General features: G+C 59.5%; 9 protein-coding genes. 4 read left to right on the forward strand and 5 right to left on the reverse strand.

Annotation, left to right across the window (positions count from 1 at the left end; genetic code table 11):
- Positions 1-454: 454 nt before the first annotated feature.
- Both DW024_RS06820 and DW024_RS06825 read right to left on the reverse strand, forming a co-directional pair.
- The gene (locus DW024_RS06820) at positions 455-2983 is read right to left on the reverse strand and encodes a phosphoketolase (protein WP_118377312.1); all 2529 of its coding nucleotides are present in this window, start codon (positions 2981-2983) and stop codon (positions 455-457) included.
- Between the two features lie 204 nt (positions 2984-3187).
- Positions 3188-4216, reverse strand: coding sequence for a LacI family DNA-binding transcriptional regulator (locus DW024_RS06825; protein WP_089573627.1), 1029 nt, complete (start codon positions 4214-4216; stop codon positions 3188-3190).
- 183 nt (positions 4217-4399) lie between these two features.
- On the opposite strand from DW024_RS06825, the gene murB reads away from it, so the two are divergent.
- Complete coding sequence (gene murB, locus DW024_RS06830; protein ID WP_089573626.1) at positions 4400-5362, forward strand: UDP-N-acetylmuramate dehydrogenase; 963 nt, start codon at positions 4400-4402, stop codon at positions 5360-5362.
- A 222-nt stretch (positions 5363-5584) separates the two neighbouring features.
- Here the strand turns inward: murB and DW024_RS06835 are convergent, their stop codons facing one another.
- Positions 5585-6790 carry a hypothetical protein gene (locus tag DW024_RS06835; RefSeq protein WP_118377313.1) on the reverse strand — a complete coding sequence of 402 codons (1206 nt, stop codon included), beginning with the start codon at positions 6788-6790 and terminating at the stop codon, positions 5585-5587.
- Between the two features lie 266 nt (positions 6791-7056).
- Here DW024_RS06835 and galE point away from each other — a divergent pair, with 266 nt between their 5' ends.
- The gene (gene galE / locus DW024_RS06840) at positions 7057-8118 is read left to right on the forward strand and encodes a UDP-glucose 4-epimerase GalE (protein ID WP_117736891.1); all 1062 of its coding nucleotides are present in this window, start codon (positions 7057-7059) and stop codon (positions 8116-8118) included.
- A gap of 144 nt (positions 8119-8262) precedes the next feature.
- On the opposite strand, the gene DW024_RS06845 is transcribed toward galE, so the two are convergent.
- Positions 8263-8481 carry a transposase gene (locus DW024_RS06845; protein WP_117584253.1) on the reverse strand — a complete coding sequence of 73 codons (219 nt, stop codon included), beginning with the start codon at positions 8479-8481 and terminating at the stop codon, positions 8263-8265.
- Between the two features lie 293 nt (positions 8482-8774).
- Between DW024_RS06845 and DW024_RS06850 the strand changes: the two genes are divergently transcribed.
- Complete coding sequence (locus DW024_RS06850) at positions 8775-10073, forward strand: ATP-binding protein (RefSeq protein WP_117856218.1); 1299 nt, start codon at positions 8775-8777, stop codon at positions 10071-10073.
- Positions 10074-10215: 142 nt separating this feature from the next.
- Positions 10216-10734 carry a hypothetical protein gene (locus DW024_RS06855; RefSeq protein WP_124786586.1) on the forward strand — a complete coding sequence of 173 codons (519 nt, stop codon included), beginning with the start codon at positions 10216-10218 and terminating at the stop codon, positions 10732-10734.
- A 22-nt stretch (positions 10735-10756) separates the two neighbouring features.
- Here the strand turns inward: DW024_RS06855 and DW024_RS06860 are convergent, their stop codons facing one another.
- Complete coding sequence (locus tag DW024_RS06860) at positions 10757-11029, reverse strand: hypothetical protein (protein ID WP_117584251.1); 273 nt, start codon at positions 11027-11029, stop codon at positions 10757-10759.
- Positions 11030-11261 lie beyond the last annotated feature (232 nt).

An 11261-nucleotide genomic window follows, 5' to 3' on the forward strand; every position in this document is an offset into this window, starting at 1 on the left:
GGGCTTCGCGAACTTCCAAAACCAAGCACCCCGCCCCGGCCCCGGCAATGTAATTTTGGCTGACCATAGTTAGATGCACGGTTTCCAAGGCAGTAACAGCCAAGTCCCCATTACATTAAAAAATATCAGCCCCCGCATATCGAAACGGTCGAGAGGGCCTTGCCCGGCGGGGTGGCCTTGCTCCGGGAAGTTCGCGAAGCCCACTTCCCGGAGCAAGGCAACCCGCCCGGAGCAGGCCCCAGCGCGAGACCATCCAGCAATGCGCTCCCCGAGCAATCGCTCACCGCTGGTTGCGCAAAAGTCAGCGAGCGAGTTCCAGGTGCCCCAGGTCGCCGCGAAAGAGGAGCGACGCGTACTTCTTGTACGCGAGCGACGGTTTGAACGGCGAGATGGGGTGCCTGGAACCCGCGCAGCGTCGAGCCATTACGCGGTTTGGTAAAACCGCGTAACTAAGTTACTCGTTGTCGCCTGCGGTCATTTGGGTTGCGGAGAGCGTGCCGTCGGCGGCAGTTGCAGCCGCAGCGTCGGGCCAGACCCAGTCAGTGAAGGCCGGGTGATCGAAGCCCTCGTTGCACGCGAACTCAAAGGCCTCGGTGCGGAATGCCTCCCACTCGTCAATCTGCTCTGCAAACTTGTCGGCGTCGACCATGCGCAGCACGTCGGCGGCCAAAGCCCAACGATCCATGTTGTTCAGACGCAGCATGTCGAACGGCGTGGTCGTGGAGCCCTTCTCCTCGTAGCCGTGGACGCGGAAGGCATCGTGGCCGGGGCGGTTCCAGATCAGGCGGCGAATCGTGCCGGCATAGGCGTGGAACGCGAAGAGGACGGGCTTCTCGCCGCAGCCGAACAGCTCAGCCCAGCGCTCGTCGCTGAGAGCCTGGTCGTTCTCGCAGACGTTCTGGATCTTGAGCAGATCGACCACGTTGACGAACCATACCTTGATGCCCAGCTCGCGCAGCATGTCGGTTGCAGCCAGAGCCTCGAGCGTCGGCACGTCGCCGCAGGTGGCGACCACGACATCGGCCTCGGCGAGCGAATCGGCGGTCGATGCCCACTCCCAGGTCGCAACGCCCTCGGCGAGCTCCGCCTTGGCCTCGTCGACCGTCTGGAAGGTCGGAGCAGGCTGCTTGCCGCAGAAGATGGCGTTGACGCAGTCGGTGGACTGGTAGACGCGCTCGGCAACGGCAAGGGCCATGTTGGCGTCGGCCGGATAGTAGGCATTCACGATGTGCGTGTCGTTGGCCTTGTTGAGCAGCAGGTCGATAAAGCCGGGGTCCTGGTGCGAGAAGCCGTTGTGGTCCTGACGCCAGACGTGGCTCGACAGCAAAATGTTAAGGCCGCTGATGGGGGCACGCCACGGAATCTCGCGCTTGGTAGCCTCGAGCCACTTGCAGTGCTGGTTGACCATGGAGTCGACCACATGGACAAAGCTCTCGTAGGAGCTCCACACGCCGGAGCGGCCGGTGAGCACGTAGGCCTCGAGGAAGCCCTCGCACTGGTGCTCGGACAGCTGCTCGACGACCTTACCGGAGCCTGCCAGCAGCTCGTCGTTGGCCTCGTCCTCGTAGAAGCCGGCGTCCCACTGCTTCTTGGTCACCTTGTAGGCAGCCTGCAGGCGGTTGGACGCGGTCTCGTCGGGACCGAAGATGCGGAAGTCATCCATGTTCTTGGCCAGAACGTCGGCAGTGTACTCACCAAAGACGCGGGCGGCCTCGGTGGAGCCCCAGCCATGACCATTAGTGTCGACGGGGACCTCGTGGGCATGAATATCGGGCAGCTCGAGCTCGCGACGCACCTTACCGCCGTTCGCGTTGGGGTTGGCGCCGACGCGCAGCTCGCCGGTCGGCATAAAGGCCGTCACCTCGGGGCGCACCTGGCCCTCGGGCGTAAAGAGCTCCTCGGGCTTGTAGGAACGCAGCCACTCACGCAGCACGCGGAAGTGCTCGTGGGTGTCCTTGGCACTCGCCAGCGGCACCTGATGCGCGCGCCAGGAGTCCTCGGTCTTCTTGCCGTCGATCTGCTTGGGGCAGGTCCAGCCCTTGGGCGTGCGGAACACAATCATGGGGTAGGCCGGGCGGACCACGGTCTCGCCTGCGGCGGCCTGGGCCTGCGCGGTTGCCTTGATGTCACAGATCTCATCGAAGACCTGCTCAAACAGGGCAGCGAAACGCGCATGAATGCTTGCGTGGCTCTCGTCGTCAAAGCCGGCGACAAAGAAGTGCGGCTTATAGCCCATGCCCTCAAAGAACTTGGTGAGCTCTTCGTCGGACACGCGGGCGAGGATGGTGGGGTTGGCGATCTTGTAGCCGTTGAGGTGCAGGATCGGCAAAACGATACCGTCGGTTGCCGGGTTCACGAGCTTGTTGGATTGCCAAGAGGTCGCGAGCGGGCCGGTCTCGGACTCGCCGTCGCCCACCACGGCCACGGCCAACAGGCTCGGGTTGTCCATGACGGCACCGTAAGCGTGGCTGAGCGTGTAGCCGAGCTCGCCGCCCTCGTGGATGGAACCGGGCGTCTCGGGCGCAAAGTGGCTCGGGATGCCGCCGGGATAGGAGAACTGGCGGAAGAACTTCTGCAGGCCTGCCTCGTCATTGGTGATGTCGGGGCGAATCTCGCGGTAGGTGCCGTCGAGCAGCGACTGAGCAGTACCGGCGGGGCCACCGTGACCAGGGCCCATCAAGAAGATAGCATTCTGGTTGTGGTCGGCGATCAGTCGATTGACGTGACCGAGCAGGAAGTTGATGCCGGGCGTGGTGCCCCAGTGGCCAACCAGGCGGTGCTTAACGTCCGGACGACCGAAGTCGCGCACCTCACCGGTTTTCTCGTCGACAAAGTCGGGGCGCATTAGCGGGTTAGAGCGAAGGTAGATCTGACCGACGGACAGATAGTTCGATGCGCGCCAATACAGGTCGACGCCCTCGAGCTCGGAAGCCGGCACCTCGTGGCCCAGCTTTTGCCACGGCGTCCCCAGTGTTTTAGCCATTGTTTATGTCCCTTCGCTGTGCGGTCACCCTCCAATACGGCAACCTTTCGTTGGGACCAGTATATTTGCTAAAACGTTTTATCATGGTGAAAAAACGTTTTACCACCCTTATCAATCCCATCGATTAGCAAAACGCGACATTCACCTGCGGCGTTGATTGTCACAGGTGCTCCACATTCGGTCTCTGCAAATTGGTAAACGTGTTTAGTTGTGTTTAGTAAGCTCGAGCACGCTGTCCTTAACGATAAGCTCCGGCTCCAGAACGACCTCTTCGGCACGCCTGCCGCCCCTACCGGCAAGACGCTTGGACATGCAGCCAAAAGCATGCTCCGCAAGGACACCAGGGTCCTGCTCAATCGCGGTCAGTGCCGGCTCAAAGAGAACGTCGGCCGCCGAGTTGTCATAGCTCACCACCGAGATATCGCCCGGGATGCTCTTCCCCATCTCGTGCAAGCGCTTGAGCAAACCGAGGGCAATGTTATCCGAGCTTGCGAACACGGCAGTGGCGTCAGTTGCGAGCACTGCCTCCGAGGCCTCGTATGCGCTCGGAATGTAGTACTCGCTCTCAAACTCCAAACGCGCGTCGATCGGCAGGCCAACCTCGCGCAGCGCGCGCTCATAGCCGGCAAGTCGCTTGCGACCCGTATTGGAACGGCGGGCATTAACCAGGCAGGCAATACGGCGGTGGCCTTGCTCGATCAGATAGCGGGTGGCCATATAGCCGCCCATCTCGTGGTCGAACATCACCTTGTCGCACTCGAGCCCCTCAATGGCACGGTCGACCATTACGGCCGGGATGGGCAGGTGGCTGACCTCTTCGCGCAGGGCGCGGTCATCGGAGAACTCGTCACCCACCACCAGGAAGACGCCATCAACGCCGCGCGTCACCAGCTGGCGCAGCAGCTCCAGATCGTCATCGGCGCTTCCGCCCGAGCTGGTAATGAAGAGCGCATAGCCGTCCTCGCGGCAGCGCTTTTCCAGGCTACCGGCGAGCGAGGCAAAAAAGCGGCTCTCGATGTTAGGGACGATAAGGCCCAGCGTGCGCGACTCGCGCATGACCAGGCTGCGCGCAATCTGGTTGGGAACATAGTGGTTGCGCGCCGCGACCTCTTTGATGAGCTTGCGGTTTTCTTCCGAGATGCGACAGGGCCGATTATTGAGAACAAGCGAGACCGACGAGGGGGAAAGCCCCACCTCCTGGGCGATCTGCTTGAGGGTGACTTTGTTGGCCATCTCGCTCCTTCCGGGTTTACGCGCAATTTCTTGAAAGTATAGCGACTACCCCTCTACCTCGGTGATAAACACTTTACCAATCCGGTGGACGGCTGTTTTATCGCCGCCAGCGCACCAAATCCGTCCGGGTGGGGTATATTGCAATCGATTGATGACAACGACCACCAAAAGGCGGATATTCGTATGCACGAGAACGATTTTTTTAACGAGGACCTGCTGTGCGCGCTCGCTGGCGTTGCCGGCGAGGACAACGTGCTGATGAGCGAGCCCATGCGCGAGCACACCACGTTTAAGATCGGCGGTCCGGCCGACGTCTTTGTCACGCCCGATACTGAGCAGGGCCTCGTCGCCACGCTCGATACCTGCTATCGCTGCAATCTACCACTCACCATCGTGGGCAACGGCTCCGACTTGCTCGTCGGCGACAAGGGCATCCGCGGCGTCGTCGTAGCGCTGGGCGAGGGCCTCTCCGACATTACGGTCGACGGCACGCACGTCACGGCGGCAGCCGGCGCCTTGCTTTCCGATGTCGCAGCCGCGGCAGCCGAGGCCGGCCTTACCGGCATGGAGCCCATCTCGGGCATTCCCGGATCGGTCGGCGGTGCCTGCTACATGAACGCCGGAGCATACGGCGCTTGCATGGCCGATGTGCTGGAGTCCGTGCGCGTCTACAAGCCCGCGCGCATGCTCGACGACGGCACCCGCGGTAGCGGCAGCATTATTGAGTTCGATGTCGATGAGCTCAACCTGGGCTATCGCAAGAGCCGCATTGCCGACGACGGTTTCGTCGTGCTTTCGGCCACTTTCAATCTCGCCCCGGGCAACGCCGCGATGATCAAGGCCGACATGGACGACTACCGCCAGCGCCGCGAGGACAAGCAGCCGCTCGACATGCCGAGTGCCGGCTCCACCTTCAAGCGCCCCGAGGGCTACTTTGCCGGCAAGCTCATCATGGACGCCGGCCTGCGAGGACACGCCATCGGCGGCGCGCAGGTGAGCGAAAAGCACTGCGGCTTCATCGTCAACGCCGACCACGCCACCGCCGCCGATGTCGACGAACTCATCCGCCACATCCAAACAACCGTCAAAGACCAATTCGACGTAGACCTCGAACCCGAAGTCCACCGAGTCGGCGAATTCCTCTAAAAAAGAAGGCCCCGAAAGGGGCCTTCACTTTCTTTTATTCAGACAACCAATCCGGTGCGTAGCGCCCCGAACCCGAGAGGGCCGCGTGCCCGCCCGCAATATATTTGATTGATCGCGAGTTCCGCACGCAAAGAAGGCCACTTAATGTGGCCTTCGTCTTGCGCAGGACTGCCCGAGCAGGCAATCAAGTATATTGCGGGCGGGCACGCGGCCCAACTTGCGTTACGACAGCGCAATACCGCCGAGCCAGCCCCAGCGCACGCCAGAGCCAGTACCGTAGAACCGAATAAACGCATCAAGTGACTTAGACGTAATGGAGCCCTCGTTGCTCATAACGATGCCGCCACCAACATAGATGCCCACGTGTCCGTACAGCAGGCCCGGCGTACCGGTACCACTGTGCGACGAGTCGGCCACGATCATGCCCACCTGCAGCGCCGAACGATCGGAGCTGTAGCACCAGGCGTTAAACATGTCGCACGCGTTGCCGCCAAAGTAGCCCACGCCGGCGTTGCGGAATACGTTGGTAACCCAAGCGGCGCACCAGTTCAGGCCAGGCGAAGGGGTGGAGTAGCATGCGTTGACGACGGCCTGCTGCTTGCCCGAGCCGGCATTCTGTTGCGGAGTTCCGGGCGCATACGATCCGCCACCCGAGCTTGAACCACCCGAGTAGGAATTGTTCTTGTTTGCGGCAGCCGCGGCAGTAGCAGCCTTCCTGGCAGCCTCCTCTGCCTGGGCGGCAGCGAGAATCTCGGAATCACGCTGGGCCATGAGTTCCTTGACATCGTCGGAGAGGCCGTTCAGAACTGTCTGGACCTCCTGCTGCTTGGCCTGCATGTCCTGCATCTGAGCAGTCTGCTGGTCCTTGAGCTTCTCCAGGTCGGCCTTTTGTGATTCGAGCTCGGTCTTCTGTGCGTCGAGCTCAGCCTGAATCGTCTGGATATCCTCGATGGCATCGCGGTCGCTCTTGTTGATCTTCTCAACGTAATGCGCGTTGGCGACGAGTTCCTCAAACGAGCCAGAGGCCAGCAGCAGCGACAGGATGTTCGTACCGCCGGACTTGTAGCTGGCGGCCACGCGATCGGAAAGGTCGTTGCGCTTCTTCTTGAGCTCGGCCTTCTTTTCATCGATCTGGGCCTGCGTGTCGTCAATCTTGCCCTGGACATTCTCGATGTCGTTGAGGGTCTGGGCATTCTTGTTGGCCAGCGCCGCATACTCATTTGCGATGCTGTCGAGCTGGGCCTGAACCTCGTCGAGTTGGGCCTGGGCGGCATTCAATTTATCGGTGGTTTCTTTGGAAGCCTCCGCCGCATGGGCGCGAGTGGGCAGGCCAAAAAGAACTGCCGCAGAAGCGGCGCCGAACAGGGCCTTAAGGGCAGTGCGGCGCGAGAGCTCCTGGGAAAGGATGGAATCGCTGTTTGGTGACATATGTACTCCGTTACATGCTTATTTATATGTCGCTCAACTCATACATATTAGCGTACATATGGCGCGTCCCAACGATTTCCACGAACGGCAGGAAACTACAAGGTCGGCGGCTCGTAAGCAATTGTCAAATTTGAGGTAACAATTGAGCAAGCTCTTATATGAGTACGTTAACATAATCCTCTGCTTTTCCTACAGTGCACCATTTGGGCGTCCCCGCCTGCGCTATACTCCCCTCTAGAAGTGTTCCTGATTCGATAGGAGACTACATGTCCAAAGCACTCGACCCCAAAGACACCTGCGTCCTCGTTACCGGTGGCGCCGGCTTTATCGGCTCGCACACCGTCGTTCAGCTGCTCGAGGGTGGCTACCAGGTCGTCATCGTCGATGATCTCTCCAACTCCAGCGCCGTCGCCGTCGACCGCGTCAAGACCATCGTGGGCGACGAAGCCGCCAAGAACCTCACCTTCTACAAGGCCAACGTGCTCGACCGCGATGCGATGAACAAGATCTTCGATACCCATCAGATCGACCGTGTCATCCACTTTGCCGGCTTTAAGGCCGTCGGCGAGTCGGTGAGCAAGCCCGTCGAGTACTACCACAACAACATCGAGAACACCCTGGTGCTCATCGACGTCATGCGCAACCATGGCTGCAAGTCCATCATCTTCTCGAGCTCCTCGACCGTCTACGGCGACCCGGACAACCCGCCCGTCACCGAGGAAGACCCCAAGAAGCCCGCAACCAACCCCTATGGCTGGACCAAGTGGATGATCGAGCAGATCCTTATGGACGTCCACACCGCCGACCCCGAGTGGGACGTCGTGCTGCTCCGTTACTTCAACCCCATCGGCGCTCATCCGTCGGGCCTGATCGGCGAGGACCCCAAGGGCATCCCCAACAACCTGGTGCCCTATGTCGCCCAGGTCGCCGTGGGCAAGCTCGAGGCCGTTCAGGTCTTTGGCAACGACTACCCCACCCCCGACGGCACCGGCGTGCGCGACTACATCCACGTGTGCGATCTGGCCTCTGGTCACGTTGCCGCCCTTAACTGGATGAACGGCAAGACCGGCGTCGAGATCTTTAACCTGGGCACCGGTACCGGCACCTCGGTACTCGAGGTCGTCGCCGCCTTCTCCAAGGCTTGTGGCAAGGAGCTGCCCTACGTGATCCGCGAGCGCCGCGCCGGCGACATCGCTGCCAACTGGTGCGATGCCTCCAAGGCCGAGCGCATGATGGGCTGGAAGGCCCAGTACGACATCGCGGACATGTGCCGCGATAGCTGGAACTGGCAGAGCCACAACCCCAACGGCTTCGCCGACGCCGAGTAGCCACTCCCCCGTGCTAGGTTTTGTGGCATGCCTCAAAACCTAGCACGCGACATGCTCGGCACATGCCGCTTCCTGCATGGGTAGATTTCTAGACATGTCCCAAAAATCTACTGGCCCCGGCCTCCAATGTGAGGTCGGGGCTTTTTAGGAACTCGTTCTCGAGCTCGAGCTCGCGCATGCACTTGCGGCCGCCGCGACCGGGTGGTTGGTCAGCTCCTTCTTCCTGACCGTCACCCATCTTCCCAGGGTCTTCTCGTTGATGCCGAGGTCGGCTGCCACTTGGGCGATGGGCTTCCCCGACGCGGCGGCGAAGTCTGCGGCCTCGGCGCGGTACCCCGCTGTGTAGGAGGGCCCGTCTGCCATGACTGACACTCCTTTCTTTTTGGCGCTGAAACGATTATCGCCGCTCAACGCCATTCCTCTAAGTCAAGTGTCCTTGAATACGATACAGTTCAAATGGACGAGGAGAATCTGGCGCTCCTCTCGATGAGCCCGGAGAGGTCCCTGGTCGTCACCTTCCCCCGCGCGAACGCGAAGCGGACGGCGGCGAGCCATGTCCTCACCGCGCGTTCCATTTAGGGAGTCCTCGAGAAGTCGATCTCTCTGTGCGATAATCGAGCTATTGAGTCTCGCGAGTTTAGAGCTGGTGATATGCATTGAAAATCAAGATGAAAAACATCGGCAGGGTCGCTGAGGCCGATATCGAGATTAATGGTATTGCCGTGATCGCCGGGGAGAACGGGACGGGGAAAAGCACGGTTGGAAAAGCGCTTTATGCGGCCTTCAACAGCATGTCCGATTCGGAGAACAAAATCGACCGCATGAGGCGCAATAGTGTTGAGCGCGCCATCAGGAAGGCATATGTGGGAAGCCCTCTCGACTCCACGTCTCGCCACAGGCGAACTGCTGGAAGAATGAATAGTTTCATCGACAGGGTTTTTTCGGGCGAGTGCACGAGGGACGAGCTTATTGATGAGATAAAGGAGTATTACGGGGAGGAGATCTCCCGTGAGATCGAATCCGATTTCACGAATGGCGTAGCAGGAGTTGCCGATCAGATTATCGAGATCATGGATATCTCCGATGATGAGGTATTTCGTGCGATTGCGACAAACAGGTTCCGAAGCGAGTTCAACGGCCAGATCAATTCGGTTTTCGGCGAAGAGCCCGGGAAGGTCGAACTCCAGATAAAGGACGCATCTACGGTTTTCTCGGTTGCAAGTGACGAGGTGGCGGAGGTGCACGATAGGAGGGTTTTGCGATTCAGGGCGCATTATCTGGACGACCCGTTCCTGATCGATTCTCTCGGAGGACCCTACGGCCCCGCTTTTCGGTTCAAGCCCCTCCTTGGACACCAGGAGGAGCTGCGGCAAGATTTGATTCAGGCGACCATCCGTAACGATGACAGCGAGTCCTCGCTGTTCGAAGAGATCGCGAAGGAGCGACACCTGAAGGTTCTCATGGACAAGGTTTCCTCCTTATGTCCGGGGCATTTCGAGAGGAGCGAAAGTCGCGGTCACCTTACGTATCTCGAAGAGGGCTTCGCTCGGGGGTTGGAGCCTGGGAACCTTTCTGCTGGCTTGAAGACGTTCGCCATCATGAAGGTGCTCTTGAAGTCCGGCGCGCTAGATGCCGGAGGGACTATTATCCTCGATGAACCCGAGATTCATCTTCATCCTGCATGGCAGCTGGCCTTCGCCGAGATAATCGTGCTGCTCCAGAAAGAGCTCGGGATGCACGTCTTAATGAGCACCCATAGTCCATATTTCCTGAATGCGATCGAAGTGTATTCTAAGAAGCACGCTGTTGATGGATTGTGCTCATATTATCTTGCGGAGACCTGCACTGATGGACGCTCTCGCTTTGCCGATATAACCGGCTCGACTGAGGTCGCCTACGAGAAGCTGGCGGCTCCTTTTGATACGCTTGAGAGGGAGGAGTACGGCCTTGAGTAGCGACCTGTGCGCCTCCTGCCCTCATCCGAACTCTCCCGCGGTGCCAGATGGCAGCGATGGTTGCTCCCGTTGCAGGACCTGTATCCTAAGGGACTGCACGTCGACCATCTCCAAAACATCCAGAGACGGGAGCGTCTCTCTTGTGGATGACGATTTGCCTGTTGTCAATTTTGACTCTGTTAAAGAATGCTACTGCAAGAAGGTCAATAGGTGGATGCAACTCCCGCGCTCCGCCGATGCGCTGTATTGCGATCGGGAAACGTTATATCTAGTCGAATTTAAAAACGGCAGTCTGAAGGAGACGCTGGGGAAGAGGCTCAATCCCAAGGATGACGAAGAGCTTGGTATCAATCTTGGCCAAAGGGACGCCCTCATCGAGAAGTGCAAGGACAGCGTTTTGATCTGCTCGGACCTGTGGGGAAAGAGGACGAGATGGTTTCGCGAGCACTGCGTCTTTGTTTTGGTATACAACGAGGACAAGAACAAGACCGCGTTGAAGCGGGTTGCCAGCTCGATTAGGAAAAAAGCGCGTTTTGGGCTTCCTGACAAATTGAAAGGTTTTTGCGTGAAGGATGTCTTGACGCTAACCGAAAAGGAGTTTTCGACATCGCTCCTTTCAACTTGGCGAGACGCAGAAGAAATCGCGGAGGTCGACGCGTAGGAGACCGAAAAGCATCCGGTGGCTATTTGCTCCCGATATCGATCGTTCGTCTGCAGTCGGTTTTCTTTCCGCTGCGCCCGCCAGTTTGCGATGAGTCGCGCACCGTGTGAAGCTCAACACGGATGAAATACAAATATAATCCCCCCTTGCACTGTGTTGATAAATATTGCTCGTCGAACTCATCTGAACTGGGCTTTCTTGCATAGAACTGCCTGAACCTGAGCGTTTTCGGGTATCGCATTGCCCGATCGAGCACCATCGCGACCTTCTCAAGCTTGTCCTCGGGCGGACTCATAGCCACAGCCCCGCATGTCGTCCCGGTTGGAGCCGGGATGAGCCCTCAGGAAGCACTGCATGAAGTAGCGCATCCGGTTCACGGGCCCCAGCGGGTTCTGGCCGTCGGGAACGCCCTTGAGCAGCTTCGCGTTGTAGTGCTGGCTCTTCAGTGACAGATTGTTGACGGGAGCCGTGTGGCGCCCGGCTCCATGTCGTGGATGAGCGCGGAGCCGGGCGCCACACGGCTCCCG

It is taken from the genome of Collinsella sp. AF37-9 (assembly GCF_003475115.1).
GTDB lineage: Bacteria > Actinomycetota > Coriobacteriia > Coriobacteriales > Coriobacteriaceae > Collinsella.